Raw genomic sequence first — 26977 nt, 5'->3', positions numbered from 1 at the left:
CATTAGAGACAGTTTACCACCTCACCTGACCATCGCCTCTCACCACCCATTTTTCTGTAACCAGTTTTTCGAGGGCAAAAGGACCACGTGCATGCAATTTCTGTGTAGAAATACCGATTTCGGCTCCCAAAGCAAAAACACCACCATCTGTAAATCTTGTTGAAGCGTTGGCATAAACCGCTGCCGCATCTACTTCTTTCAGAAAACTTTCAATAAAATCGCTGTTCTGCGAAATAATCGCTTCCGAATGGCGTGAAGAATGTGCTCTGATATGATCCAGGGCTTCCTCCAATCCGTCAACCACTTTCACAGAACATTTGTAATCAAGAAATTCTCTTCCGAAATCTTCCGGCTCTGCCTTTTGTAAAAATGGGTAATCGATACCTTTAAATATGTCGTACGAAGTTTCGTCGGCAAAAACTTCAACATTCCACTTTATAAATTCTTCTTTCAATTTTGGCAGGAAAGTATTGGCAACTTCTTTATCGACCAATACTGTATCCAGCGAATTACATACCGATGGACGAGAAACCTTAGCATTCACTACAATGTTGGCCGCTTTATCCAAATCGCCGGTTTTTTCGACATAAGTATGGCAAACACCAGCACCTGTTTCTATGGTTGGTACAAGTGAATTCTGACGTACAAACTTGATCAGCCCCTCGGAGCCCCTTGGAATAATAATGTCAACGTATTTGGTCGCAGTAAGCAATTCCATCACAAACTCCCGACCGGTTGGCAATAGCATTACAGCATCTGCCGGTACACCAAATTCCACCAAAGTCTCGTGAATAAGACTCACTAAAATGGTATTGGAAAGATGGGCCTCTTTTCCGCCTTTGAGCACACATGCATTTCCTGAACGTAAACAAAGCGAAGCAACATCCAGCGTCACATTGGGGCGGGATTCATATATTACACCAACAACACCGAGCGGAACAGCTATTTTTTTCAATGAAAGTCCTTGCTCAATGGTGCGTTCCAATAAGACCTCTCCTGTGGGATCTGGCAAAGCAGCAACATCACGAAGACTTTTTGCAAGATCAGCGATCCGATTTTCATTGAGTAAAAGACGGTCCTTTTTAGGGTCAGCATCATCCACCAAATCAAGATCCTTTTGGTTCTCCGCCACTATTTGGGCAGAATTTGCAATCACTTTTTCAGCCAGTGAAAGAAGCAGATCTGCACGTTGTTTGTCGCTCAGCTTCCGTACCGAAACGGCGGCGTCCTGAGTCGCCTTTAAAAGAGGTAAAATAGATTCCATTATAACAATACGATATCATTGGCATGCGCCACTTCAAAATTCAGTGTTTTCAAATTCTCCTTAATCGCCCCGGAAGTTTCCCTTGCCCGTGCAACTGCAATCATTTCCCGATCAGGAGCGTATATTTCAATAATCTCACCCGCTTCAAATTCGCCGGTAACTTCCGTAACTCCCACTGCAAGCAAACTTTTACGTTTTAAAACTGCCTTAGAAGCTCCCTCGTCGATATGCAAAGTTCCGGAAACCAGTCCTCCGCTACCCAACCAGCGATTCCTCGCCGATAGTGTGCTTTTTCCTGCACCAATTACCGTTCCCGCTTTTCCTTCAAGTGCAAGAAGTAATTCATCCGTTTGATTCATTCCAAAAATTACTACCCGTATTGCCATACGCGCTGCAAGTTTGGCGAATGTAAGCTTCGATGCCATACCTCCCAAGCCCAGAAACGACTTGTCGGTCCGTACAAATTTAAAAACCTCGTTTACGTTGGTAACGTTCCTGAGAATTTTTCCCTGCTCGTCCAGCAAACCTCCGACCGATGTGCAGAACATCAGCGATTCGGCTCCAAAACCAACGGCCAGTAAAGTGGCGAGTTCATCATTATCCGAAAATTTCAGCTCACGATCACTCACAACATCGTTTTCGTTTACGATCGGAATAATGTTGTTTTGCCAGAGCTCTTCAAAGGTTTCTTTCAGTTGCAAAAACTTATGGCGGTTTGCAAAATGCTGCCTTTCGCAAAGACTTTGGGCTATGTAAATATTGTTTGGAGCAAAATAACTGGCATACAGACCTACAAGCAGCGGATTGCCCACCGAAGCTGCTGCCTTCCGCTGGGTCATTGTTCCTTTGTAATCCTGGATATACGCTTTACCCGCACCGACCGCACCAGACGACACGATGATGATACGATAATCGGCATGTATTTGAGAAACCTGCCTTGCTATTTCAGAAATGATCCTGACATCAGGTTCGCCGGAAGGCAATGTAATGGAAGCAGTTCCGAACTTTATTACTAGAATTGGTTTTGACACTTTGAATTACCTATAAAACCGGCCAATGCAGAAATCACGGCCTGTGAATCAATTTTGGATCAAAAATAATTGATTTAGTTATGAAAAGAAGCGAATAATTAACAGAACGCTGCAAAGTACCAACATTTACTGAACCAATGCCCGACCATTAAATTTCCGCTTTGCTGCCAATCCTTTTTGCAATCGCTTCATGTAATCATCTCTGGGAATTTCAATTGCACCATAACGAAGCACATTGTCATTCATAAACTGTGTATCAAGAAGCTTAAAATCGTTTGCTTGCAAAATCTGAATCAGGTAGTGAAAAGCTACTTTTGAAGAATTACTTTCTTTTGAAAACATAGACTCTCCAAAGAACACACTATTAATCGAAACACCATACAAACCACCAACAAGTTCGTTTTCCCGCCAGGCTTCTACACTGTGCGCGTAGCCCATTTTGTGCAGTGCCACATAAGCTTCAATGATATCTTCCGAAATCCATGTACTTTCTTCCGACTCTTCTTTTCCCAAAATCCTGATTCCTGCACATCCGCGCATCACTCCTTCAAAATCTGAATTGACGCGAACTTCAAAAAGCTTTTTGTTGATCACCGGTCTCAGCGACTTGCTTGGTTTATAGCTGTCAATGGGAATGATGGCTCTGGGGTCGGGAGAATACCAATATATGGTTCCGTCTGGCTCCGCCATGGGAAAAATCCCATTCATGTATCCGTAAAGAAGGTCTTCGGTGGTAATTTCAGGCATTATTCTAACTGGCTTTTCCTGGTTATAGCTTTGAATTATTCTATGTAATTAACAATTATTATCAACTTGTCAGGACATAAATTATAGCATAACATTGAACCATAAAAATATATCCACTGTTTCTTTGTCATAATAATATTTTTTGCAAAATTTGCAACCTCTTAGACGACCAACAAAGTAAATGAATAGCAACGGCATACATACTGTTCTTCATACTACACCTTTCAGGTTTAGGTCCCCCCGGACCGTCTAACTCTATTTTGCCTACGTGGTAAAACTTTTATCCCCGCCATTTTATTAAATTTTTGAAACGTCCCATCGTAATTTTCTGGGAATCAGTTTTTTTGTTTCGAACATTTTTTGTCTGTAATAGTCATCAATGAAAAATACCGAAGTAGTGGGCAGTAAGTTTATTGTACAAACTGCCAATGAAAATCATCTCCATTATGCCGAAACAATTTGTGCGGAAATGGAAGAGAGCGCCAAAAAGCGTGGTACGGGTATAGCCAAACGTTCTCCTGTTTACATCATGGAGAAAATGGTGGAGGGAAAAGCGATCATCGCAACCACTGATACCGGCGAATGGGTAGGTTTTTGCTACATTGAAACATGGGAACATGGTAAATTTGTAGCCAACTCCGGACTTATCGTACATCCTGATTTCAGAAATAGCGGAATGGCAAAAGCGATCAAACAAAAAGCTTTTGAACTTTCACGCAAAAAATATCCTGATGCCAAAATTATTGGTATCACTACGAGCCTTCCGGTGATGAAAATCAACTCGGATCTTGGCTACGAACCCGTTACTTTCAGTGAGTTACCCGCAGACGATGCTTTCTGGAAAGGCTGCGCCAGCTGCGTGAATTATGATGTACTTTCCCGTACCGGCAGAAAACACTGCCTATGCACTGGCATGATGTACAATCCTGAGGATCATAAAAAAACAGAAGTGCAGTCCGAAGCAGACACCTGGGATTTCCTTAAGGAGTCCAGCCTTTATGAGCGTTGGATGCGTATTAAACAACGCATTTTATTGCGAAGGGAAGAACGTGCTAAAAAGAAAAATGCCGAGGCGATGCTTGTACATTAATGTACTGGCATTCATTTACAGATTATTAATATCTTTTAAATACCTCGCCCGGCCGCCCGAAAAGCCCGATGCGAGGTATTTTTTTGTTACTTTGTAGTTCAATTTTAAAAGTCAATAAGAACATATATTTCCAGTAATGTCACAGCCAAAAGTAGTATTAGCGTTTAGCGGAGGATTGGATACCTCGTTTTGTGTAAAATATTTAGCCGAAGACAAGGGCTACGAAGTTCATTCTGTGTTGGTTGATACAGGCGGTTTTTCGGATGAAGATCTTAAAACAATTGAGGCAAATGCTTATTCATTAGGTGTAAAAAATCACGCTACTATTTCCAAAACAGCAGATTACTATAATGATTGTATCAAATATCTGATCTTTGGAAACGTACTTAAAAACAACACTTACCCACTTTCTGTAAGTGCTGAGCGCGTGTTTCAGGCTGTTGCCGTTGCTGAATATGCGAAAGAAATTGGCGCAAGTGCAATTGCTCACGGGAGTACAGGCGCAGGAAATGATCAGGTTCGTTTCGACATGGCCTTCCGCATTATCATTCCGGAAGCGGAAATTATCACGCCAATCCGGGACCTAAAACTTTCGCGCGAAGCTGAAATTGAATATCTGACTAAAAAAGGTGTTGGTCGCGAATGGGCCAAAGCAGCATATAGCATAAACAAAGGACTTTGGGGAACATCTGTTGGCGGAAAAGAAACGCTTACATCGGAGCAATATCTTCCGGAATCGGCGTGGCCTACACAGGTTTCTAAAACCGAACCTGAAAGAATTACACTGGATTTTGTTGAAGGTGAATTAAAAGGAGTTGCCGGCGAAAAATTTGAGAATCCTGTTGAGGCTATTCAGAAGCTGGCCGCAATTGCGCAGCCTTTCGGAATAGGCCGTGATATTCACGTTGGGGATACGATCATTGGGATAAAAGGACGCGTTGGCTTTGAAGCAGCCGCACCGTTGATCATTATCAAAGCGCACCACACTTTGGAAAAACATGTATTGAGCGAACAACAGCTTTACTGGAAAGAACAACTTTCTAACTGGTACGGAAGTTTGCTCCACAAAGGTCAGTTTGTGGAGCCGGTGATGCGTAACATTGAGACATTCCTGTCGGATACTCAAACGCATGTAACAGGACAAGTACATGTGCATCTTGCCCCATACCGTTTCCATGTTGAAGGAATTGAGTCACCATTTGACCTGATGTCTTCTAAATTTGGCAGCTACGGTGAAATGAACAATGCCTGGACAGGTGATGATGTACGCGGCTTCTCGAAAGTTGCTTCGAACCAGGTGATGATTTATCAGAAAGTGAGTGAATCTAATGATTAATTATTAGGGGTTATGGCCGGTTCACTGGCGCGATTAATTGTTGTTGGTAGGTATTAATGAATTCTAAAGATTTCGATCATGACAATAACGGAACTTCAAAATCAAATTCAACAAAAAGCGTTGGAGTTACCTCCTGACCTACTGCAAGAGGTATATGACTATATGGAATTTATTGTTGTCAAGAGTAAGAAAAGAGAAGATGCACAAGATCAAAGCCTGGAAAAATGGTGGGGAAATTTGTCCAACTTTTCTGATGATTACATGAAAGATCGGATTCAACCTCCGTTAGATAAATCGGAAAATCTTTTTGAATGAAATATCTACTTGATACCAACATAGTCTCATACATAATCAAAGAAAAACCAACTGAGGTACTGAACAGATTTCGTTTAACTACCTTAAGTGAGATATCAATTTCTTCCATAGTGGTTGCTGAACTTTGGTTTGGAGTCGCCAAAAGCCAGCATAAGATCCGAAACAAAGCCGCTCTGGAAGATTTTCTGTCACCTATTACTATCATCGATTTTGACAGTAAAGCCGCAGAATTTTATGCGTTGATTAGGGCAGATCTTGAAAGTAAAGGGACAATAATTGGTGCGAACGACTTATTTATTGCTGCCCACACTCTCAGCCTTGATCTCACATTGGTAACAAATAATGTGAGAGAATTCGAAAGAGTGAATGGATTAAAAATTGAAAACTGGATTTAGAATGCAAAATATCAATATAGGAATAATAGGTGCGGCGGGATATACGGGTGGAGAACTCCTTAGAATTGTGATCAACCACCCTCATCTGAAGGTTGCATTTGCACATAGTAAGAGTCAGGTTGGAAAGCCGGTTTATTCCACACATACGGACTTGTTGGGTGATACAGACCTGGTATTTTCAGGAGAAGATATTCAAAAACTGCTGAATCAGGAAGATTTACAAGCTATTTTCCTATGCTCAGGTCACGGTGAATCGAAGAAGTTTCTTACTGAATATAGTCTACCTGAAACGGTAAAAGTTATTGATTTGAGTACCGATTTCCGTGATGAATCAAATGGATTCACATACGGATTACCGGAACTTCAAAAGGAGAAAATAAAGCAGGCAACCAAAATTGCCAATCCGGGTTGTTTTGCAACAAGTATAGAATTGGCAATTCTCCCATTGGCAAAAGCGGGCTTGTTGAAAGAAGATGTACATGTGAGCGCAGTAACTGGCAGTACAGGTGCAGGACAGGCGCTGAGTGCGACGACACATTTTTCGTGGCGAAACAATAACCTGTCGATTTACAAGGCATTTACGCACCAACATTTGACTGAGATCAAAATGAGTCTGAGAAAATTGCAGGCTGGTTTTGAAAAAGCTGTTCATTTTGTTCCGTATCGTGGCGATTTCACTCGGGGGATTATGGCAAATGTGTATACTCCATTTTCAGGCACATTGGAAGAAGCAAACGAATTGTACAAAAGTTACTATTCAGAACATCCTTTCACGCACATAAGTGAGGCTCCGATTGATCTGAAACAGGTGGTGAATACAAATAAATGCCTCATTCATCTTGAAGTACACGACGGTCAATTATTGATTTCGAGTATCATTGACAATCTAACAAAAGGTGCATCCGGACAAGCCGTTCAGAATTTGAACTTAGCGTTCGGATTACCGGAAGACGCCGGTTTGAGGTTAAAGGCGCCTTCGTTCTGATTTTTGTTTAAATGTAGAGTTTAAGGAGCGGCCGCCGCTCGGTATGGCGCAGAGGACGCTGATAACTTTTACTCTGTGTCCTCTGCTAAAACTCTATTTCTTCTGCTTTTCAAAACAATACCAACATGTCACATTTATTTGATGTATACCCACTTTACGATATAGAGCCTGTAAAAGCTGAGGGCAGTTACTTATGGGATTCAAATGGCACAAAGTACCTGGATCTTTACGGCGGGCATGCTGTAATATCCGTGGGTCACTGTCATCAGTATTATGTTGAAATGCTCAGCAAACAGCTTCATGCCATCAACTTTTACTCCAACTCCGTAAAAATATCGTTGCAGGAAGAACTGGCAGAAAAACTGGGAGACCTTTCGGGTTACCCTGATTACAAACTTTTCCTTGTCAATTCAGGAGCAGAAGCGAACGAAAATGCTCTAAAACTGGCATCGTTTCATACTGGACGCTCGAAGGTGGTTGCTTTTACAAAGGCATTTCACGGGCGTACTGCCGGTGCTGTGGCTGCAACAGACAATCCATCCATTGTAGCTCCTGTTAATTACAACAAACACGTGACATTCCTTCCTTTTAATGATATAGACGCATTGGAAGAGGGTATTACTGACGAAGTGTGCGCGGTGATTGTGGAAGGCATCCAAGGTGTAGGTGGTATTCAGGTAAGTTCTGATGCATTTTTACAAGCTTTACGCAAGAGATGTGACGAGACAGGAGCAGTGCTGATTCTGGATAGCGTACAGTGCGGATATGGCCGTACCGGCAAATTTTTCTCTCATCAATTTAGCGGAATCCATCCTGACCTGATGACGATGGCGAAAGGCATGGGCAACGGTTTTCCAATTGGCGGTGTTTTGATTTCACCCAAATTCAAGGCAAGTTATGGTTTGCTTGGGACCACTTTCGGTGGAAATCACATGGCTTGTGCTGCCGGAATAGCGGTACTAGACATCATAAAAAACGAAAATCTGTTGGATAACGCAACCGAGATCGGGAACTATCTGCTTAAAGGAATTGAAGAAATAGGTGGATACAAAGAGCTACGCGGACGTGGCCTGATGATCGGTATCGAATACGATTTCCCGGTTAAAGACCTGAGAAATAAACTACTTTTTGAACACAAGATGTTTACAGGCGTTGCGGGAGCACATACAATCAGACTATTACCGTCGCTGGCATTGGGTAAAGAGGAGGCTGATGCGTTCCTTGAGGCGTTGCGTGTCTGTTTAAACGCTGAATTAAAAGAGGTTTAGCGCTGAGTTATGTCAGATCTTAACTTGATGAATCGACATCATTACTTTTATATTCGACTTCACTTGTTGGCTTACTTATTAACTTTAATGTAGTTTCGCTAAAAAATGGCATTAAGCGAATCGTAAATAAATATTAACTCCGCGAAACACAGCGTATACCTCACTAAACTCTGCGTTTAAATAGAGCACATAAAATGAAACATTTCCTTTCCATAAACGACGTTACAGACCTTAATCAGCTTATTACGAGCGGTATTATTTCCAAGCGGAATCCATTTGGTGATGCGGATCTTGGCAAAAACAAAACCATTGGGCTTTTGTTCTTTAATTCGAGTTTGCGAACACGCCTCAGCACACAAAAAGCAGCTCAGAATCTTGGCTTAAATGTCATTATGATGAACGTGGGCCAGGATGGCTGGGGTTTGGAAATGGAAGAAGGTGTGATCATGAATGGCGATAAAGCGGAGCATGTGAAAGAAGCGGCTGCGGTAATTGGTCGCTACTGCGACATTATTGGAATTCGTTCTTTCGCTGGTTTGCAGGATCGTGAAAAGGATTATCGGGAAATCGTATTTGAGCAGTTCAAAAAATATGCTGAGGTGCCGATTGTCAACCTGGAATCGGCTACACGCCATCCGTTGCAATCTCTGGCCGATTGCATTACCATAGAAGAATTCAGAGTAAAGGAGCGCCCGAAAGTTGTGCTGACCTGGCTGCCCCATTTCAAAGCATTGCCGCAAGCTGTTGCCAATTCGTTCTGTGAATGGATGAATCCAATGAATGTGGAACTGGTAATAACCCACCCGGAAGGATATGATCTGGCTCCTGAATTTGTAGGAAAAGGGCAGGTTATTTACGACCAGGATAAGGCTCTTGAAGGTGCTGATTTTGTTTACGGCAAAAACTGGTCTTCCTACAATAATTATGGACAGGTACTGACCAGCGACCCATCCTGGATGATCACCGAAGCTAAAATGAGCCTTACAGACAACGGAAAGTTTATGCACTGTCTGCCTTTGAGAAGAAACATGAAAGTTGCTGACGAAGTGCTGGACGGTCCACGCTCTCTTGTAATTGAGCAAGCTGCGAACCGCGAATGGTCGGCGCAAGCTGCACTTCGTGAGATATTAATAGGAATGTAACAATAGAATCAGGCCGAACTTTTAACATTTAACTGGCCGTTACTATTCTGACAGTTCTTCACCGTGAATTAAATATTACTGGTAATGCATACCGAATCATTGACATACCCATCTAACGCAACCGAAAAACAGATAAAAAAAACGGGGGTTCTGATTGTAAATCTGGGGACACCGGATAGTCCGTCTGTTCCTGACGTAAGAAAATACCTGAGAGAATTTTTAATGGACGAGCGGGTTATCGATATTCCGTATCTTAACCGCTGGTTGCTGATCAATCTGATCATTGCTCCTTTCCGCGCTCCTAAGTCAGCCAAGATTTATAAAGAATTATGGACACCCGAAGGTTCTCCTCTGAAAATATACGGGTATTCGGTTGAGGAAAAGTTACAAAAAGTGCTGGGTGACGATTACGTGGTTAAGCTTGCCATGCGCTATCAAAATCCCAGTATAGAAAAGGGACTTGCCGAGTTAAGGAAAGAATGTCTTTCTGAAATCATTGTAGTACCATTTTTCCCGCAATATGCTTCGGCCTCGACCGGCTCTGTTTACAAAAAAGTGATGGAGGTTGTGAAAGACTGGGAAGTTTTACCGGAAATTAAGTTTGTAAATCGTTTCCTGGATCATCCCAAGTTCGTAGAGGCATTCGTGAATCTTGGTAAAAAATACATCGCTACACGCGATTATGACCATTATGTTTTCAGCTACCACGGTATTCCGGAAAGGCAGATTACAAAAGGCGATGTCGCCAATGTTTGTAGCTTCGGGAGCTGCTGCGACACGCTCACTACACAAAACCAGCACTGTTACCGTGCACAATGTTATGAAACGACCAGATTGTTTGTAAAAGGAATGGGAATTCCGGAAGGAAAATACACTGTTGCATTTCAATCGCGTCTGGGTAAAACGCCCTGGATTAAACCCTATACAGATGAGCTGATACCTGAATTGGCTAAAAAAGGAGTTAAATCGGTCTTGGCATTCTCTCCTGCATTTGTAGCCGACTGCCTTGAAACAACCATTGAGGTAGGCGAAGAATACAAAGAGATTTTTGAAAAGGAAGGTGGAGAACACTGGCAGCTTGTAGAAAGTCTGAATGACAGTGATATCTGGATTGAAACGCTGGAAGATCTGGTTAAAAAAGCATAATAGGATCTTTAAAACTGAAAGCGGTCGATTTGAACAAATCGACCGCTTTCAGTTTATATCGCTACCGATTCTTTTCGATACAACTCTGCAAGTGCATTCACTGCATAGTCAACTTCCTCGAAAGTATTGTATTTACCAAAAGAGAATCGAACGTTTGCTCTTTCTGAATCTATGTTAAGTTCGTTCAAAACATGCGAACCAATGTCCGTTCCACTGGAACATGCACTTCCTCCTGAAACCGATATACCGGCAATATCAAGATTAAAAAGTAACATGTCGCTCATGTCTGATGGTGGCAAACTCACATTCAAAACGGTGTAAAGGCTTTTATCCAATTGTCCCGACTGACCGTTAAACCGAATTCCTTCAATGCGTTCGCTCAATGCGGCAATCATGCGGCTCTTTAATGCTTCGATGTGGCTGCAGTGCGCATCCATATCACGGTAAGCAATTTCTAGTGCCTTAGCCAAACCTACAATCCCATAAACATTTTCGGTGCCTCCACGCATGTTTCGCTCCTGCGCTCCTCCATGAACAAACGGATAAATTTTTGTACCCGGACGTACATACAGAAAACCAATTCCCTTTGGTCCATGAAACTTGTGAGCTGCACCTACTATGAAATTCGCTTTCAATTTCTGCAAATCATGACGGTAATGTCCCATGGTTTGAACCGTATCGGTATGAAAAACAGCATTGTATTTTTCACACAAATCACCAGTAAGTTCAATATCAAGCAAATTACCTATCTCATTATTGCCATGCATCAACGACACCAAAGATCTTGGTTTTGATTGCAAAAGCGCTTCCAGATGCTGCAAGTCTACAACTCCTTCTTCGTTTAAGTTAACGTAACTTAATTCGATAAGTCCCTGCTTCGCCAGGTGCTCCAAAGTGTGAAGCACGGCATGGTGTTCTATACGGGAAGTAATGGCATGTTTAAGACCAAGTGTTTCAATACTAGAGCGAATGGCGGTATTATCTGCCTCGGTACCACCAGATGTAAAGAATATCTCTGCCGGAGCTGCATTCAGGATACCGGCAATGCTTTTTCTCGCTCTTTCGATTAACGATCTTGCTGCCCTACCGTTGGAATGTATCGAAGAAGGGTTACCGTATTGCTCAGCCATTACGGGTATCATCACCTCCATCACTTCCGGATCAAGGCGTGTTGTGGCAGCGTTATCCAAATAAACCTTCATGACTATTTCTTAGGTTCTGAAATTATTTCTTTAATGTCAGAAATAATTTTGTTGGCAAGATTAATAGCAGTAGTCTGCGTTTCTGACTCAGAATATATCCTGATAATTGGTTCTGTATTTGATTTACGCAAATGAACCCATTCTCTGTCGAATTCAATTCTCACACCATCAATGGTACTCAATGGTTGTTTCGAATATTTCGTCTGAATTCGACTCAGGATATTATCAACATTAATATCAGGCGTTAGTTCAATCTTATTCTTTGATATATAATAACCAGGATAAGACTTTCTCAGTACTGAGGCTGTTTTACCAAATTTCGCCAAATGCGTCAAAAACAAGGCAATTCCAACCAAAGCATCCCGACCATAGTGACTTTCAGGATAGATAACTCCTCCGTTACCTTCTCCGCCGATGATTGCGTTGTTGGCTTTCATCATTGTAACAACATTCACCTCTCCTACTGCCGAAGCAAAATATTGTCCGCCCGCTTTTATCGTAACATCGCGAAGTGCAGCTGTTGACGAAAGGTTTGAAACAGTGTTACCCGGTGTATTTTTCAACACAAAGTCGGCTACTGCAACCAATGTATATTCTTCACCAAATGGAGAACCGTCTTCGCACATCAGTGCCAGTCTGTCTACATCCGGATCTACAACGATTCCCAGATTATAGGCTCCGTCGTTCAATTCTTTACTGATCTCACGCAAATGTTCCGGCAATGGCTCAGGATTATGAGCAAAATTACCAGTCGGTTCACAATTGAGTTTTTTGATATTTTTAACAGGTACACCCAGTGCTTCCAGCAATGCAGGAACAAATATGCCACCTGTCGAATTAACGGCATCAACAACAATACGGAAATTTGCAGCCTTGATAGCTTCCACATTTACCAAAGGCAAAGCCAGAATATGGTCTATATGCTTCTGGAGATAGGTATCATCGGTACTGTAAGATCCAAGCTTTTTGACGTCAACAAAAATAAAATCTTCTTCATCGGCAATCCGCAGCACTTCTTCTCCTTCTTTCTCCGAAATAAACTCGCCTTCATGGTTGAGCAATTTAAGCGCATTCCACTGGATCGGGTTATGGCTTGCGGTAAGAATAATACCTCCGCCAGCCTTTTCCATCACCACTGCAATTTCCACAGTAGGCGTTGTAGAAAGCCCTAAATCCACGACATCCAGTCCAACTCCCTGCAAAGTAGCGGCTACAAGACGGCTCACCATTTCACCGGAAAGGCGGGCATCCCGACCAATTACTACCTTCAAATTGTGTGGATTAGCTCTTCGCAGCCATGTACCATATGCTGCCGCAAATTTTACAACATCAATAGGAGTCAGCGCTTCGCCGGATTTTCCACCCACAATCCCTCTGATCCCTGATATAGATTTTATTAACGTCACGATCTTAAATTCCTCTGTTTGTTTGGGCACAAAAATACTAAATTTCCACTCCCATAAATGGTTTTTTCTGAAACAAAAGTTTCTATTAATTAAACGGGATTTCAGAATCAGGTTATCTCGATGTCCACCTGTGTCAGAAGCGAGGCATTTGCAAAACCTCTGAAAGATCCCATAACCGGCGCCAGTTGATCAAAATCAGCTGATGCGCCCAAGCTGATGTGGTTGTTAATAATCGCCTTTCCTTCCGTCGGATCAAAACCACGCCAACCCGCACCCGGCAAATACACTTCCACCCAGGCATGAAGCTCGTGTGCCTGCATAGGATTTCCATATAAATATCCGCTCACAAAACGCGCTGCAATGCCCAAACTACGGCAGGCACTGATAAAAAGACGGGAATAATCGCGACAAGATCCGATGCGGTCCCGCAAGGTATCGTCGGGTGGATAAGCCATGCCGAACTCCCTATTTTGATATAGAAAATTCTCCTGAATGTATTTACTCAGCTCCACCAGAAATGGCACCGTTTCCCAATTGACACCAGCTGCAATTTTTCTTGCGAACTGCTCCACATTGTTGGTTACATCGTTACGACTCAGATACGGAATCAGGTATTTATAAATCCTGTCTTCGTACAAAAAGGGGAATTTTTTGGTGGAAAAAGGAAATAAAACGAAGTCAAAAACATTGACAGGATCCGAACAAACCGTCATCACCGCACTAACACTCAACTGCGTTACCGGATTGCTAAAAAAGTAGGCAACCTGCTGAGCATTACCCTCTGCGTCCACATTTCTGACAATTTTGGATGGCTGAGGGTTAATGATGAGCGAATATTCCAAAACCCGCTGATGCGGATAAGGTTTCGGAAAAATGTATAACGTGTGCGGATCCAGCACAACCGGCGCATTATAATTGTAGTATAGCGAGTGCTGAACTTTCAGGTTCATGAGGTTTCTTCCGATTTAGCAAAAAGAGGATCCATCCATTCCACCGGAAGTTTTTGAACCGAATTATTCAATAACGCACTCCACTGTTTTCCCACATAATCCAGATCATCTTTTTCAAATCGGTGCTCTATAAGTTGAAAGGAGTTTTTTTCATAAATCACGGCATCCAGCGGATAATCCACATCGTTGGAACTAACTCTGGTAGAATCAAACGAGAGAAATCCGATTTTCATAGCATCCTGCATGGACGAAGTGAATTTCAGACTTCGGTACAAAAGTGGCTTCCCGTAACCCGAATTTCCAATGATGATGAACGGCGAACCGTCCCCTACTTCCACCCAGTTCCCTTCGGGATAGAGCAAAAACAACTTATGTTCGTCGTCTTTTTCAAGCTGACCGCCCACAATCGCAAATAGGTTAAATGAGAGACCAGCCTCGGACAGCGACCTTCTGTCTTCGTCGGCCACCCGCCTCACCTGCGTTCCGAATGCATTCACTGCCTTGTATAGCTTATCAAATGACGAATCTCGTTCTTCCAGAACCTCCTTAAAATAGGTGATGGCTTTATCACGAACCGACCTGAGACCGGATGTCATGATAAACATCGAATGCTTTTCCAGTTGATGAACAGATACTTTTTTATTCGTTGATACCTCCGTGCCCGATGTCAGGCGGGTATCTGCAATGGCAACCAAACCAGTTGCCACTTTAATCCCTAAACAATATGTCATGAAAGTGCGGCTCTAACAATTTTTATAGGTTGCTAAGGTATAAAAACTTTTGTCAGTTCATCCACTGGCTGGCAGACCGCCCCAGACCCTGGCTCATCGACTGTCCTTGTCTTTTTTCTGTTTCAAGCCCAAAATACATATCGAAAATGGCGTTGTCGATCTCATTGTTCCTGGTCTGAAACTTGTCGAGGTACTCGTGAAGCCCCATCTTAAATACATCCTCAACCTCCGTAAATTCCAGCTCACTGCGAAGTTTACTCAAAGCTCTTTCAGCCGGATCTGTATGTCCCCTTTCAGGAATGGCTCCGCGAATGGCGTAAAGTGAAAGCTCTGCCTGACGCACGCTGTATGCAATTGAACGGGGAAATAATTTATCAAGAATCAAAAAGGCAACGATATTCATCGGCGTAAGCGCGCGGTGCGTCTGTCTGTACATGTTGTACGCGCTCACCGATTTCAGTACAGCCGTCCACATCATCAGATCCAGCGTGGAGCCGGATGCACTGGTGTCCTGCGCGAGTGTAAAATATTTCACATCCAAAAACCGGGAACATTTGTCGGCACGTTCTATATGACGTCCTAAACGGCCAAAATGCCAGGCTTCGTTTCTTGTTATGGATGAATCCACCACACCATGAAACTGCTGGCAGCTTTTACGGATATCAGTAAAATACGACTGCATGTGATCCATATTTCTAAAATCGTCGGCCGAAGTACCCTTGATGGTGAGATAAAAAGTATTGATACTTTCCCACATTTCTTTCGAAATGGTTTCACGTATTGTACGCGCATTTTCACGCGCTTCGTAGAGGCAGCTGATGATAGAATTGGGATTACGCTTATCAAAAGTCATAAAGTGGATCACGTCCTCCTTCGTTGGCTTTTCGTAATATTTGTAAAAAGTGTAATGATCTGCGGTAGCGATGAGCAAAGGCTCCCATTGTTCATCCACGTCAGGAGGAAGGTCCAGGGCAAGATTAAAATTAACTCCAACGAACCGGGAGTAGTTTTCTACCCGTTCCATGTATCGATTCATCCAGTAAATTGAATTGGCAACTCTACTAAGCATACGCGGCAAATATTGTGGTTTTGTGAAATGAAGTCAGAATAATTACATAGTGAATTTACCAAAATACCTAATAATATTTTGCAAATACAAACTACTACGAAAAATAATATAAGTTCTAAAAAGAGTATTATTATACCCTAATTCTTGAATGAACAGTACAGAATCTTTCCAAAACGTATAAATTTGGTAAATTAAGCCGTCATTAACAATAACAATCATAAGCCTGTGTCTAAAAGAGATTTATTCGTAGCCGCCATTCAAAAATCATATCAGACCACCCAGCCAACCATTCACCTAGGATCGGCCATTTTGGATGGGGAAATTATCACTGATGCAAGGGTGAACCTCCCCCTGCGAATGATGAACCGCCACGGGCTGGTTGCCGGAGCTACGGGCTCCGGAAAAACCCGGACTTTACAGGTATTGGCTGAGCAGCTGTCGGCTGCGGGTGTTCCTGTGTTCATGTCAGATATTAAGGGCGATCTTTCAGGTATTGCGCAGCCTGGCAAGTCAAACGGCGCCATTGAAGAACGGTCTCAGGCACTTGGAACTGTGTTCGACCCAAAAGGATATCCTGTTGAGCTATATTCACTTAGCGGGCAAAAAGGTGCTCAGATGCGTGCTACAGTTCTTGAATTTGGACCTATACTGCTATCAAAGATATTTGAGCTAAACGATACGCAATCAGGTGTATTGGCCATTTTGTTCAAATATGCCGATGATAAGGATTTACCAATGGTTGATTTGAACGACCTGAAAAAGGTACTGAGCTATTTATCAGAAGGACCGGGCGCGGCCGAAATCAAATCAGATTATGGCTCCATTTCAACTTCAACCGCAGGAACGATTTTACGAAAAATAGTAGCACTCGAGCAGCAGGGAGTGGGTACTATATTTGGTGAAAAATCATTTGATATCAGTGACCTGATCAATCGTGTTGATGGACAGGGTGTTATTAGTCTTCTCAATATCTCCGATGTTCAGGACAAGCCGGCATTGTTTTCCACCTTCATGCTCAGTCTGCTTGCCGAGCTCTATCAGAAATTACCTGAAGCTGGTGATCTGGACAAGCCCAAACTGGTTTTCTTTCTGGATGAAGCACACCTTTTATTTAAAGACGCGCCAAAAGCGTTTCTGGATCAGATTGAACAGGTTATTCGCCTGATACGCTCAAAAGGAGTTGGTATTTTCTTCTGCACCCAAATGGCACAGGATATTCCTGTGTCAGTGTTGGGTCAACTTGGAAACCGGGTTCAGCATGTATTGCGGGCATTCACTCCAAAAGATGCCGACGCGCTGAAACAGACTGTTAAAACCTATCCAAAATCTGATTACTATGAGATTGATCAGATACTGACAACGCTGGGTATTGGTCAGGCACTCATTACGGTTTTGAACGAAAAAGGCATTCCTACCGAAGTTGCAGCAACACATTTGCTTCCGCCAACTTCCATTATGGGACCAATGATGCAAGCCGATTATGAAAATCACGTGCGGCAATCTGACTTGTACCTGAAATATAAAGATCCAATCGATCCTGAAAGTGCCTACGAAATGCTTACCCGCAGAATGGAGGAACAGGCGGAGGTAGAAGCGAAGGCAAAGGAAGAAGTGGTACAGGCCAAAAATCAGAAAGAAGAAAAAGGAATGATCACCGAGGTGCTTACTTCACCTCTGGCAAAACAAATAGGGAGAGAAGTTGTGAGAGGTGTATTTGGTATGTTATTTGGAAAAAAAACAACCACAACAAGAAAGAAAACCGGTGGCTTTTTTGGGTTTTAAAAGCAACTTAAAATCCGAACCCGGAGCAGATTCCGGGTTCGGATTTTTAATTCGTAAGCTTCACAGAAATTTGTTGTGAACCTGTTCCCGTGACTTCAAATGCACAATCTTCAAATGAAGGTGCGGAAAATTTCGGTCTAAAATCTTTACTAAATCCGTAAGGCTCTTTCGGTAACCCCACAAAATTTTTATCCAGCTCGCCATTTCCATTCAAATCGTGAAATAGTGCTAAGGCATATTTACCGGGTTCCAGATCGAAAGGTACCGTTTTGCTTCCTATGGATTTCACTTCCTCAATACCAGATATTGCAGGTACGCCTTCGCCAAATTTCTCATCGGGCTTGTAAATTGCAATCATCAGTTTGCCTTGCGCCTTTTTCACGTTGGTGATCTCTACTTTGAGTGTAACGGGCGCCGCTCTACTTGCAGTACCGAACAATAGCAACAGATTTAAGAAAATAGTACTCATTTGGGTAAATCGTTGGTTTCCCATCCGATTACACATCTTTGCTCGGATAGCTTTTTGATATTCTTCTCCACATCCATAATACTTTTTGCATTGTCAAATGCATCACGATAAGTCTCCTTCAATTCCTTCCTTTTCATGGCTTCCAGAAAACGGCGGGCGTCATCCTCATTTTCCAGCAGCAACGGTGGAACCAAGGCCGGTTTATCATCATCGCCTTTTGCTACCATGGTTACATAAGATGTATTGGTATGCCGCTGAATGCCATCCCGCACATTCTCGGCGATCACCTTTATTCCGATTACCAGCGACGTTCTGCCCACATAATTCACCGATGCCATTAACGATAAAAGATCCCCTACTTCCACCGGTTTTAGAAAATCAACAGCGTCGACTGATACGGTCACACAATAGGTAGATGCATGGCGTGAGGCACATGCGTAAGCCACTTTATCGATCAAGGAAAGCAGAATCCCTCCATGTATTTTCCCTCCAAAATTGGCATAGGAAGGAATCATCAATTCCGTTAATGTTGTTTCCGAAAACCGTACCGAGCGTGCAGCTAATTCCATCTCATCTATTATTTAGTAGCGGAGGACATTTCCGCTTTATTTCAAACTTACCGTTTTGCCGGTTTGGGCTGATCGTTTCGCTGCTTCCAGAATCTCTACCACGGTCACATTTATGGGCAATCCGTACAAATCATTTTCGTCCAGTTTCAATTTACCCGTCACCACATCTGCAAGTACAGAAAACGGATCCGTAAATGGAGCAGGTCTTGGGTCAATTTTTATTGTTTCTTCCGGAGATTTCTCCTGTAACCGTTGCCGGATTGTGGCTGGATTCACAGCCACCGCGTATCCCTTTGTACCAAACACCTCCATGTCTTTCCTCGCAAAAGTCCAGTTCCATGAAGCCTGAATCACACATTGCGCTTTGGGATATTGTAAAATAATTGTGGCTTCGTCGTCTACCTTTTTATAAATATCCGGTTTATTCTGGTGTGTAACAGCTGTAACCGTAAGCGGTTTTTCTCCTTTCAGTAACCAAGTCATCAGGTTTGCTCCGTAACAGCCAAAATCATTCAGTGCACCTGCCCCGTTTTTAACAGGGTCGGTCAAAAAATCCAGAAACTCTTTCCCGACACCAATTTCCTTTGGTCCCTGATGCCCATCATTCACCATCACTTTTCTGATCTCGCCCAGTTTGCCATCCTGCAACAGTTCATTTACATACTGATTACTGGCATACCAGGAAGTTTCAAAATTTGTAAGCACCTGAATCGAATTCTGTTTCGCCAGTTTCTCGATTTCACGGGCATCGGCCAATGTTGTTGCCAAAGGCTTTTCAACCATCACATGTATTTTCCGAGGAGCACAAGCCCGAACGACCGTAATATGCTCATTGATAGGCCCAAAAGCAGAAACCGCATCTGGTTTTGCCTGGTCCAGCATTTTATTCAAGTCATTAAAAAACAGACCTTTATCCAGTTTGTATTTTTCAGCAAACCGATCTACCAACTCCTGATTGGTTTCGTAAATCCCCACCAGTTGGGTATCCTTTTTATCATTTCTATTAAAAGCCCAACCCACATGCCCGTGACTTAACCCTGCAATAGCAAGCCTCACCGGTTTTTGGGCAAAAATTTGAGAAGTAATCAGAATACAAAGCAGCAGAATGACAGTTTTCATACAGGTTCAGGATAAGTGATCAAATTAAGATACTTGATCACAAAGCGGCAAAAGCAGTAAGTTTAATTACCCTTCACAGAAAAGAAGTTGATATGAACAATTACGGATCGCCAATACCTACATGCGATCAATAATATCACGGGTTACTTCCTGCAAATATGTACCGTTGTAAGGGCCATACCAGCTCATGGTTTTGGTTTCGTAAAGATCACGGTCAAAATACTTATCGTGGGTAATGTAGCCAATATACGCGCCATTGAAACTGGTTACCATCAGGTCAAGTCCTTTTGTTTTTGCATAGGCATCAAGCCCGCCTACCAGTTCGCCAGAAAAATCACAGGGCATTCCCACCATAAGAATGTTACCAATGCGAAGCGCTTTTACAAATACAGGATATTCGCCAAAAGCCTTTTTAAAGGCCCAGGGACGCAGTACAATATCCATGGTAAGCCGTGGTGAGGGCTCTCTTAAAGGCAATGGAATTGTGATAGCCTGCAATATGGCTTTGTCATTTTGAGGAACTGTATCAGAAGCCAGAAGTGCCTGTTGCACCCCAAATGCCTGATTTTTCATTTCGTCAAAATCGTCTGTTCCCTTTTCTATCGGGCCCATACTGCCTACCGCTCCTGCCATGTACATTGCAAAATTGTATCGTCCGTTTTCCAATGAATCCACAAGCACACCGGGGTAATCGCGCGACAATGCCATGTTTTTGGATTGCATGATGGTGGAATGTGCGCCATAGGAACTCAACACCGCTTTTTTTCCGCTTTCCGTTACAAATCCAATCGATCGTACTTCGGGATCCACACCGCCTTCATCACCGACCAAACGATTTCTGATGTCTAGCGTATCTTTGGATTCCATGTAAGTTAACCGGGCAGGTTCCATCTGCGATTTGGCTTTCACGATAGCCTGAAATATGGCATCGGCAAGTCGCTCTGCTACTTTTGGATCATGTTTTCCCGAAAAAAACAATCCGGAAATCCCCGTCCCCCAACCTCCTACGCTATTGTGCGTATGTGTTGCTCCGAAAAACACCTTCTCAAATGGTATCTCCTTTTCAGTTAATTTGGTCTGTAATATTCGGGTAACAGTCGGAGGAATAATCAGCAGATCCGCAGACACGATCGCTGCCTGACTAATTCCATTGTCAATTACAATTGCCCGGACATATACGGAATCGTGCACGGAAGTATATTCCCTTCCTCGACGGTTGCCATATCCCGCCATTGGTGTTGGCGCAGCTGGGGTAATGTTCACCTTTGACCACCCTACTCTGAATGTTGATGATGATGTTGTGTCCTTCTTTATCTTGCTAATTAACCCCTTCCATTCCTTGTAATATGACATTTGCTGATATGGCGTCTTGTCCATCGTGGTGATCATGGTGGCAATGGCAAGCAGCAGGATCAGGAAAAGGGCGCCGATTAGTTTCAGGAGGATTTTAAAGAATTTCATCTGAGCATTGGATATAGGATAAGGTCGTAAAGATAAAGAAGGAATTTTTATAACCGGGCCAATTGTAGTACCATATACGAAGTTTGCCTGCCGCAGGTTACAAGGCTCCGCGGTCTTTCAATTCAAGATATTTATTGATGGTATTGACAGAAAGCTGTTGCGGGGATGTCAGTATAGACTGGATCCCGTAGCGGGTAAGTTCAGCGGCTATTCTCTTTTTTTCATAGAAAAACCGTTGCGCGATTGTTTTCAGATAAACCTGTTCGAGATCTGTCGCCGGGTGATTGAGTAACTGTTTTGTCTCCGTATTTTCAAAGATAATTACCACAAGCAGATGGTCCTTTGCAAGCCTCCGCAAATAGGGAAGTTGCCGTTGTAATGCTTCAAGTGTTTCAAAATTGGTAAAGAGCAATAACAAACTCCGCTGACGGATGTGCTGTCTTGCTACAATACAAAGTCGTTCATAATCCGTTTCAAGAAACCTCGTTTTTTGTCTGTACAACACTTCCAGTATCTTTTGCAAATGCCCCGTTCTTCTATCTGCGGGCACAACTTGTCCGGATGTATCCGAGAATGTGATTAAGCCCGCCTTATCTTCTTTCAATAAAGCGATATTACTCAACACCAAAGTCGCGTTGATGGCGTAATCCAACAAGGTAAGCCCTTCAAAAGGCGACTGCATCACACGTCCTTTATCGATCAGGCAAAATACGGTTTGCTGTTTTTCGTCCTGAAAAGCATTCACCATCACATCGCCCCGCCTTGCGGTAGCTTTCCAGTTAACCGACCGCCTGTCGTCGCCCGGAACATAATTCCGTACCTGATCAAACTCCATCGAATGTCCTACTTTTCTGATCCGCTTCACACCGGCCTCACTCAGGCGATTGGCCACTGCAAGCAGAGCATATTGTCGCATTTGAAGATAGGAAGGATAAACTGATGTTGTTTTGCTGTCTTCAAACTGGAATCTTCGTTTGATTAATTTCAGAGGTGTTAATGCGAAAACATTGATATGCCCGAATTCATATTCCCCACGTTTCACCGGACGAAGTGTATAATGAATCTGCTTCTCTGAAAATGCAGGCAATTTTGCTTCAAACACAATATCACGTCTTTGAAACTGGTGCGGCACTTCATCGATGGCCTCAACATGAACCTGAAAAGAATAACGGTTTTCAAGATAAATCGTCACCGGATTTTCGTCTCCGTTAGAAAGCCGGTCGGCAACGTTTCTTCTTGCAAAAAGTCCTGTTTTGGTTTTATACAGAACAAAAACATCCGCAGCTACCAACAAAATCACGATCGCCAAAAGCACATTGAACACCGGTAACAGCCATGGAAAAATGTAGGCAATTACAAAACCGGCGATCAGGGCAGTCCAGACTACCCAAAACGTTTTGGTGAAATACAGTGATTTTAAAAACCGGATCAGAATCATTTTGAGAATAGCGGTAAGCTATTGTAAACCATTGACGTTATATCTAAAACTTACCTGGGCACCTCAGCTTTTTCGAGGATCAGGCGGATCATATCATCGGGAGTTGCACCCTCCATTTCCCGCTCAGGAGTGAGAATAATGCGATGGCGTAACACGGGATATGCAAGTTCCTGTACATCGTCAGGCGTGATAAAATCCCTCCCCCGCAAGGCTGCAAGCGCTTTACAACTATTGAGCAAAGCCACCGAAGCACGGGGTGATGCTCCCAGAAATAAGGAGGGATGAGACCGGGTTGCTCCAACGATTTTGACGATGTATTCCAGCAATTTTTCTTCTACATGCACTTGCAGAATAATATTTCTCAATGCCGACAATTGCTCCGAAGAAATAACCGCAACCACAGCATTAACCGCGTCACCCAATCTTCTGCGTTCATTGTGACCTTTCAGGATTTCGGTTTCCTCTGTTGCTGATGGATATCCAATATTGAGTTTAAAAAGGAATCGGTCCAGCTGCGCCTCAGGCAAACGGTATGTCCCTTCGTGCTCCACCGGATTTTGCGTTGCCAATATCAGGAAAGGTTCAGCCATTGGATATGTAACCCCATCCACCGTTACCTGCCGTTCTTCCATCACTTCAAACAGAGCAGATTGCGTTTTGGCAGGAGCCCGGTTCACTTCATCTACCAAAAGGATGTTAGCAAATACTGGTCCTTTTTTAAACTCAAATTCGGTATTTTTTGAATTGTAAAGCGACGTTCCCAATACATCCGAAGGCATCAAATCCGGCGTAAATTGTATCCTGCCAAAATCAACATCTATCGTTTTTGCGATCACCTTCGCCATCAGAGTTTTGGCTACGCCGGGTACACCTTCCAGCAAAATATGACCATCAGCGAGCAAAGCTGCCAACATGTATTCTATCGTAGCCTGCTGGCCAATTACGATCTGCCCGATTTCGGCTTTAATTTTCTTTACGGCTGCTTCCAGCTCTGCAAGTTCTATCCTGTTTGTGAATTCCATATGCTGTGATGTCTGTAAATCGTCTGTCTCATATCATCCGTCATTTTTCATCGGGTAAATAACCCGATGGTGAAGGATGAATGCCCTTTGGGCAAGCTATTGTCTTCTTCCGTTCAGACCGCTAAATAGCGTTCAGACCGGGATTACCTTGTTCGTTCGTAAAAATCTTCGAGAGATTGATTTAATTCCACCAGTCTTTTCCCTGTCCATTTGCTATTCTCGTCATTAAGCTCTCCAACCAATGCCTCGGTTTCGGACTGAGACAATCCACTTTTCCCGGAAATTGTTTCTATCAATTCATTTTCCTCAAATCTCGCCGAATTGATACCAAATCTTTCACGGATATATATCCAGAAATGCTGAGCCAGTTTTCCCGCCATGTTGGCATGATCACCTTTTCGGTAATACATGTTACCAATGGTTTTGACAAATTCAAGCGAAACATTTTTCGGAGCATTCACGATCGGAATTACTCTTTGACGGCGCTTCCCGGAAAATACCGCGTACAGCACCAAACCGACCAATGCGAGAACATAGGCTGTTTTGAGCCCGGGCGTAGTTACAATGTATCTGAACACAGAATGTTCATTTTCGCCAAAACGTCCCTGTTTTTGGTATTCATCCCAATAAACCGGTTGTTTTGGCAAATAGGAAAGTGCCTGGAAAGCATGTTTGTTCGTCTTGGGATTGAGTACGTAATAATTGGTGAATGCCAACGCCAGATTGTGAATATAGAATTGTCCTTTACCCCTATCCAACCTGATAAAAACGGGTTCTTTATCCTCATTTACCGCAAGAACAGTAGCGTTGGCCGATTTGGCCATTTCGAGATAATTACTGCCGTCATCTTTTGAGAAAATGAAACCTCTTTTATCCCTCAATAAAGGATTTACAAAATGCACATATTTGGCTGTATCCTTCAACGAAGGCTTGTGTCGGGGAGCTTTTATCCCCAACGTATCCAGAAAATCGGATGGAAAATCATAAGCAGAGATGAACACCACATTCCCTTTCTCAACATATTTCAGCAATGCATTTTGGTCGTTTTTATCAATTTTAAATTCTGGTTTGATAAAAACGTAACTGCTTTTCTCCGTGCTTTTATTTTTTTCAAGATGGTTGTAAGGCGGTATTCTCAGGCTTTCTATTTTTTGCCCGCCTACGAGTTCAGGTAGCAAGTCGTATATCACCTCAGCTCCGTAAGGAATTTTATCCTTATTGGAATAGGAATCCCGCCAGTCGACCGGTTTGGGACGGTAGTATTCAAACAGCCCGTAACTCAGGACTATCAGAAACAAAAAAAGCCAATACCGGTTGAGATTAAAAAACATATTATCTACACAAATTCAATCTAAAACATCCTGCGTAATCAGGCTCCTACCTTGCTCACAAACGAATCTGAAAACTCCTTCATTTCTTTAAAACCTGCCTCGCTAACGTCAAAATCGCCATACCAGGCAAACTCAAAATATCTTGTAATTTCTGTAAAATCATGGTGGTGCAGTGTTTTTTCGAGCTCCTGCACATAGCTCTGGTTGGTCAGGTTGGGCTTCCAGTGAATGAGCTCTTTTACAGTTAACAGTTTGAGTATTTTCAAATATTGAAGCCGTATGGCAAGCCGAAAGTCACCTTGCCCCAGTGCATTGCCAATTGCCTCTTCGAAGTTAATCTCGTGAATATTTTCCTGGCCAACTATATACTCCGTCGATTCACCCGCGTTTTTTGAAGGGAAAACATAATCCAGCACTTTGGCTTTGTACAGCAGGTAAAGAACCAGAGAGGCCGTTGCAGCCATGATGATATACTGCCAAAAGTTATCGTAAGACTTCGAAGTAAAAAAGGCATTAATTTTCCGCATCAGCCAGTCAATCCATTTTTGAAGCGGATTTGTTGCTGGCGCAGAGATATCCTCATAATTGTAGGCTCGATCGTTCCTGTATTTTTCCAGACTTGCGGGCGCGGGATATGTCGGCACAATCCTGCTCTGATCCTCCTTATAGGTTTTCAGAGAATCCTTTTGAGCAAAAATAGGGGAATGGGTGCCAAATACCAGAAATGCCAACAGTAGCTGTAAACTTCTGTTGGAGTGAAACCATTTCAATATGGAAATTCGACCGAAATCCACCGTCATCACTTTCTCAATTTTTAGAATTCTTCGCCTGGTCTCTGAACTTCACCACTACCTAGCGATTCGATTTCTGATCTCAGCCCCGATCCATCACGTCTTTCAACCAGATTATAGTATTGAAAACCAACGGCGATCCATACCAGCCCATTTACAAAATTGGCCCCCACAATTGAAATGATGCTGGCGATGATCAACACAACGGGAGAACCGGCAATACCGTTTCCTAATCCAAGAGTAGTCAGGATGGTTGCAAGCAGTACGGGAAATTGAAACACAATGGAGATGATACCTGCAATAATGGACATGATCATCACCAGCCCAAATGTAGACCACCACTTTCCATCCACGAGTTTACGGCTACGACTCAGTGAATCTGTGGCTGACGATTTTTCACGAATAACAACCATCAGATAAAGCTGAAAACAAACTGCCAGGTAGATTCCCGGTATAATAAAAAATACCAAACCGATCAGAATTGCAAACAGAGCCAGTATCGAAGAGGTGATTGACACTGAAAGATTCTCAACAATTTTTTGCCAAACATCACCGGGAGTAATTTTTGATCCTAACCCTTTTTCTTCGTACAAAACCATGAAAGAACTTACCGCCGCATAGCAGAGAAAGTAGGTTACCGAACTTAACAATACCACTAAAAAATATTCCAGCGTCAGATACTGATACAGCGATTCCATTGAATTTTTCTGAATTCCGGCTGTCAGTAATCGGGACTGATACATTCCCTGCGCAATACCTGACAAAAGTGCGGGAGGACCTGCGATGAACATGATACTTTTGGCCAATGGCCCGAGGTTCTTAATCGCAAAATCGAAAGATGCATTGATCTTTTGTCCAAAATCCCTTTGTTGCAGCAGTACAATAGGTTGATCAGTTGTCATGTGGATGTGGTAAATG

26 protein-coding genes are annotated in these 26977 nt (G+C 42.9%); 9 read left to right on the top strand and 17 right to left on the bottom strand.

What is annotated here, in order from left to right:
- Nucleotides 1-13: 13 nt before the first annotated feature.
- The 3 genes from LZG71_RS12305 to aat all read right to left on the bottom strand — a co-directional run bounded on the left by LZG71_RS12305 (nucleotide 14) and on the right by aat (nucleotide 3042).
- On the bottom strand, nucleotides 14-1264 hold the full coding sequence (locus tag LZG71_RS12305; protein ID WP_233820810.1) for a glutamate-5-semialdehyde dehydrogenase: 1251 nt from the start codon (nucleotides 1262-1264) through the stop codon (nucleotides 14-16).
- Nucleotides 1264-2295, bottom strand: coding sequence for a glutamate 5-kinase (gene proB, locus LZG71_RS12300; protein ID WP_233820808.1), 1032 nt, complete (start codon nucleotides 2293-2295; stop codon nucleotides 1264-1266). Before proB ends, LZG71_RS12305 begins: the two co-directional genes overlap by 1 nt.
- A 126-nt stretch (nucleotides 2296-2421) precedes the next feature.
- Nucleotides 2422-3042, bottom strand: a complete 621-nt coding sequence (gene aat, locus LZG71_RS12295) for a leucyl/phenylalanyl-tRNA--protein transferase (RefSeq protein WP_233820807.1) — start codon at nucleotides 3040-3042, stop codon at nucleotides 2422-2424.
- 379 nt (nucleotides 3043-3421) lie between these two features.
- Between aat and LZG71_RS12290 the strand changes: the two genes are divergently transcribed.
- The 8 genes from LZG71_RS12290 (at nucleotide 3422) to hemH (ending at nucleotide 10719) form a co-directional block, all read left to right on the top strand.
- Nucleotides 3422-4132, top strand: coding sequence for a GNAT family N-acetyltransferase (locus tag LZG71_RS12290; RefSeq protein WP_233820806.1), 711 nt, complete (start codon nucleotides 3422-3424; stop codon nucleotides 4130-4132).
- A 136-nt stretch (nucleotides 4133-4268) separates the two neighbouring features.
- Complete coding sequence (argG, locus tag LZG71_RS12285) at nucleotides 4269-5468, top strand: argininosuccinate synthase (RefSeq protein WP_233820805.1); 1200 nt, start codon at nucleotides 4269-4271, stop codon at nucleotides 5466-5468.
- Between the two features lie 78 nt (nucleotides 5469-5546).
- Nucleotides 5547-5783, top strand: coding sequence for a DUF2281 domain-containing protein (locus tag LZG71_RS12280; RefSeq protein ID WP_233820804.1), 237 nt, complete (start codon nucleotides 5547-5549; stop codon nucleotides 5781-5783).
- Nucleotides 5780-6178 (top strand): type II toxin-antitoxin system VapC family toxin, encoded by a 399-nt coding sequence (locus tag LZG71_RS12275; protein ID WP_233820803.1) that lies wholly within the window; start codon nucleotides 5780-5782, stop codon nucleotides 6176-6178. The genes LZG71_RS12280 and LZG71_RS12275 overlap by 4 nt, the downstream gene beginning before the upstream one ends.
- A gap of 1 nt (nucleotide 6179) precedes the next feature.
- A complete protein-coding gene (gene argC, locus LZG71_RS12270) occupies nucleotides 6180-7163 on the top strand; it encodes an N-acetyl-gamma-glutamyl-phosphate reductase (protein ID WP_233820802.1) in 984 nt (327 codons plus the stop codon).
- Between the two features lie 125 nt (nucleotides 7164-7288).
- Nucleotides 7289-8431: an aspartate aminotransferase family protein gene (locus LZG71_RS12265; protein ID WP_233820801.1), complete on the top strand. Its 1143-nt coding sequence runs from the start codon at nucleotides 7289-7291 to the stop codon at nucleotides 8429-8431.
- A gap of 194 nt (nucleotides 8432-8625) precedes the next feature.
- Nucleotides 8626-9573 carry an N-acetylornithine carbamoyltransferase gene (locus LZG71_RS12260; protein WP_233820799.1) on the top strand — a complete coding sequence of 316 codons (948 nt, stop codon included), beginning with the start codon at nucleotides 8626-8628 and terminating at the stop codon, nucleotides 9571-9573.
- 84 nt (nucleotides 9574-9657) lie between these two features.
- Nucleotides 9658-10719: a ferrochelatase gene (gene hemH, locus LZG71_RS12255; RefSeq protein ID WP_233820797.1), complete on the top strand. Its 1062-nt coding sequence runs from the start codon at nucleotides 9658-9660 to the stop codon at nucleotides 10717-10719.
- Nucleotides 10720-10772: 53 nt separating this feature from the next.
- Here hemH and LZG71_RS12250 read toward each other — a convergent pair whose 3' ends face one another.
- The 5 genes from LZG71_RS12250 to LZG71_RS12230 all read right to left on the bottom strand — a co-directional run bounded on the left by LZG71_RS12250 (nucleotide 10773) and on the right by LZG71_RS12230 (nucleotide 16077).
- On the bottom strand, nucleotides 10773-11921 hold the full coding sequence (locus LZG71_RS12250; protein ID WP_233820795.1) for a cysteine desulfurase family protein: 1149 nt from the start codon (nucleotides 11919-11921) through the stop codon (nucleotides 10773-10775).
- A 2-nt stretch (nucleotides 11922-11923) separates the two neighbouring features.
- Nucleotides 11924-13327, bottom strand: coding sequence for a phosphoglucosamine mutase (glmM, locus tag LZG71_RS12245; protein ID WP_233821084.1), 1404 nt, complete (start codon nucleotides 13325-13327; stop codon nucleotides 11924-11926).
- Nucleotides 13328-13434: 107 nt separating this feature from the next.
- Nucleotides 13435-14277, bottom strand: coding sequence for a transglutaminase family protein (locus LZG71_RS12240; protein ID WP_233820793.1), 843 nt, complete (start codon nucleotides 14275-14277; stop codon nucleotides 13435-13437).
- A complete protein-coding gene (locus LZG71_RS12235) occupies nucleotides 14274-15008 on the bottom strand; it encodes a peptidase (RefSeq protein WP_233820791.1) in 735 nt (244 codons plus the stop codon). Before LZG71_RS12235 ends, LZG71_RS12240 begins: the two co-directional genes overlap by 4 nt.
- Before the next feature lie 52 nt (nucleotides 15009-15060).
- Nucleotides 15061-16077, bottom strand: a complete 1017-nt coding sequence (locus LZG71_RS12230) for an alpha-E domain-containing protein (RefSeq protein ID WP_233820789.1) — start codon at nucleotides 16075-16077, stop codon at nucleotides 15061-15063.
- A 225-nt stretch (nucleotides 16078-16302) separates the two neighbouring features.
- Between LZG71_RS12230 and LZG71_RS12225 the strand changes: the two genes are divergently transcribed.
- Entirely contained in the window at nucleotides 16303-17859 is a 1557-nt protein-coding gene (locus tag LZG71_RS12225) for a helicase HerA-like domain-containing protein (protein ID WP_233820787.1), read from the top strand.
- A gap of 46 nt (nucleotides 17860-17905) precedes the next feature.
- Here the strand turns inward: LZG71_RS12225 and LZG71_RS12220 are convergent, their stop codons facing one another.
- The 9 genes from LZG71_RS12220 to LZG71_RS12180 form a co-directional block, all read right to left on the bottom strand.
- Nucleotides 17906-18328, bottom strand: a complete 423-nt coding sequence (locus LZG71_RS12220; protein ID WP_233820785.1) for a DUF2141 domain-containing protein — start codon at nucleotides 18326-18328, stop codon at nucleotides 17906-17908.
- Nucleotides 18325-18897 carry an acyl-CoA thioesterase gene (locus tag LZG71_RS12215; RefSeq protein WP_233820783.1) on the bottom strand — a complete coding sequence of 191 codons (573 nt, stop codon included), beginning with the start codon at nucleotides 18895-18897 and terminating at the stop codon, nucleotides 18325-18327. The genes LZG71_RS12220 and LZG71_RS12215 overlap by 4 nt, the downstream gene beginning before the upstream one ends.
- Nucleotides 18898-18933: 36 nt before the next feature.
- Entirely contained in the window at nucleotides 18934-20016 is a 1083-nt protein-coding gene (locus LZG71_RS12210) for a Gfo/Idh/MocA family protein (RefSeq protein WP_233820781.1), read from the bottom strand.
- A 117-nt stretch (nucleotides 20017-20133) separates the two neighbouring features.
- Nucleotides 20134-21477 (bottom strand): neutral/alkaline non-lysosomal ceramidase N-terminal domain-containing protein, encoded by a 1344-nt coding sequence (locus LZG71_RS12205; RefSeq protein WP_233820779.1) that lies wholly within the window; start codon nucleotides 21475-21477, stop codon nucleotides 20134-20136.
- A 97-nt stretch (nucleotides 21478-21574) separates the two neighbouring features.
- Complete coding sequence (locus LZG71_RS12200) at nucleotides 21575-22906, bottom strand: DUF58 domain-containing protein (RefSeq protein WP_233821083.1); 1332 nt, start codon at nucleotides 22904-22906, stop codon at nucleotides 21575-21577.
- A 59-nt stretch (nucleotides 22907-22965) separates the two neighbouring features.
- Nucleotides 22966-23937: a MoxR family ATPase gene (locus LZG71_RS12195; RefSeq protein WP_233820777.1), complete on the bottom strand. Its 972-nt coding sequence runs from the start codon at nucleotides 23935-23937 to the stop codon at nucleotides 22966-22968.
- A gap of 143 nt (nucleotides 23938-24080) precedes the next feature.
- Nucleotides 24081-25268: a DUF4350 domain-containing protein gene (locus tag LZG71_RS12190; RefSeq protein WP_233820775.1), complete on the bottom strand. Its 1188-nt coding sequence runs from the start codon at nucleotides 25266-25268 to the stop codon at nucleotides 24081-24083.
- Nucleotides 25269-25306: 38 nt separating this feature from the next.
- The gene (locus LZG71_RS12185) at nucleotides 25307-26068 is read right to left on the bottom strand and encodes a DUF4129 domain-containing protein (RefSeq protein ID WP_233820773.1); all 762 of its coding nucleotides are present in this window, start codon (nucleotides 26066-26068) and stop codon (nucleotides 25307-25309) included.
- A gap of 14 nt (nucleotides 26069-26082) precedes the next feature.
- The gene (locus LZG71_RS12180; RefSeq protein WP_233820771.1) at nucleotides 26083-26961 is read right to left on the bottom strand and encodes a hypothetical protein; all 879 of its coding nucleotides are present in this window, start codon (nucleotides 26959-26961) and stop codon (nucleotides 26083-26085) included.
- Nucleotides 26962-26977: the final 16 nt, after the last annotated feature.

This window comes from Dyadobacter sp. CY312, from assembly GCF_021390535.1.
Lineage (GTDB): Bacteria > Bacteroidota > Bacteroidia > Cytophagales > Spirosomataceae > Dyadobacter.
The sequence above is the reverse complement of the archived record's forward strand: the minus strand, read 5'-3'. Positions and strand labels throughout refer to the sequence as shown.

Excerpts from the sequence above, each read along its gene's own strand:
- LZG71_RS12185 (WP_233820773.1), bottom strand. The coding sequence starts at position 26,068 with ATGACGGTGGATTTCGGTCGAATTTCCATATTGAAATGGTTTCACTCC.
- LZG71_RS12195 (WP_233820777.1), bottom strand. The coding sequence starts at position 23,937 with ATGGAATTCACAAACAGGATAGAACTTGCAGAGCTGGAAGCAGCCGTA.
- LZG71_RS12210 (WP_233820781.1), bottom strand. The coding sequence starts at position 20,016 with ATGAAAACTGTCATTCTGCTGCTTTGTATTCTGATTACTTCTCAAATT.
- aat (WP_233820807.1), bottom strand. The coding sequence starts at position 3,042 with ATGCCTGAAATTACCACCGAAGACCTTCTTTACGGATACATGAATGGG.
- LZG71_RS12205 (WP_233820779.1), bottom strand. The coding sequence starts at position 21,477 with ATGAAATTCTTTAAAATCCTCCTGAAACTAATCGGCGCCCTTTTCCTG.
- LZG71_RS12250 (WP_233820795.1), bottom strand. The coding sequence starts at position 11,921 with ATGAAGGTTTATTTGGATAACGCTGCCACAACACGCCTTGATCCGGAA.
- LZG71_RS12275 (WP_233820803.1), top strand. The coding sequence starts at position 5,780 with ATGAAATATCTACTTGATACCAACATAGTCTCATACATAATCAAAGAA.
- hemH (WP_233820797.1), top strand. The coding sequence starts at position 9,658 with ATGCATACCGAATCATTGACATACCCATCTAACGCAACCGAAAAACAG.
- LZG71_RS12220 (WP_233820785.1), bottom strand. The coding sequence starts at position 18,328 with ATGAGTACTATTTTCTTAAATCTGTTGCTATTGTTCGGTACTGCAAGT.
- LZG71_RS12290 (WP_233820806.1), top strand. The coding sequence starts at position 3,422 with ATGAAAAATACCGAAGTAGTGGGCAGTAAGTTTATTGTACAAACTGCC.
- argG (WP_233820805.1), top strand. The coding sequence starts at position 4,269 with ATGTCACAGCCAAAAGTAGTATTAGCGTTTAGCGGAGGATTGGATACC.
- argC (WP_233820802.1), top strand. The coding sequence starts at position 6,180 with ATGCAAAATATCAATATAGGAATAATAGGTGCGGCGGGATATACGGGT.
- LZG71_RS12235 (WP_233820791.1), bottom strand. The coding sequence starts at position 15,008 with ATGACATATTGTTTAGGGATTAAAGTGGCAACTGGTTTGGTTGCCATT.
- LZG71_RS12280 (WP_233820804.1), top strand. The coding sequence starts at position 5,547 with ATGACAATAACGGAACTTCAAAATCAAATTCAACAAAAAGCGTTGGAG.
- LZG71_RS12180 (WP_233820771.1), bottom strand. The coding sequence starts at position 26,961 with ATGACAACTGATCAACCTATTGTACTGCTGCAACAAAGGGATTTTGGA.
- LZG71_RS12215 (WP_233820783.1), bottom strand. The coding sequence starts at position 18,897 with ATGGAATTAGCTGCACGCTCGGTACGGTTTTCGGAAACAACATTAACG.
- LZG71_RS12190 (WP_233820775.1), bottom strand. The coding sequence starts at position 25,268 with ATGTTTTTTAATCTCAACCGGTATTGGCTTTTTTTGTTTCTGATAGTC.
- LZG71_RS12305 (WP_233820810.1), bottom strand. The coding sequence starts at position 1,264 with ATGGAATCTATTTTACCTCTTTTAAAGGCGACTCAGGACGCCGCCGTT.
- LZG71_RS12230 (WP_233820789.1), bottom strand. The coding sequence starts at position 16,077 with ATGCTTAGTAGAGTTGCCAATTCAATTTACTGGATGAATCGATACATG.
- LZG71_RS12240 (WP_233820793.1), bottom strand. The coding sequence starts at position 14,277 with ATGAACCTGAAAGTTCAGCACTCGCTATACTACAATTATAATGCGCCG.
- LZG71_RS12265 (WP_233820801.1), top strand. The coding sequence starts at position 7,289 with ATGTCACATTTATTTGATGTATACCCACTTTACGATATAGAGCCTGTA.
- LZG71_RS12260 (WP_233820799.1), top strand. The coding sequence starts at position 8,626 with ATGAAACATTTCCTTTCCATAAACGACGTTACAGACCTTAATCAGCTT.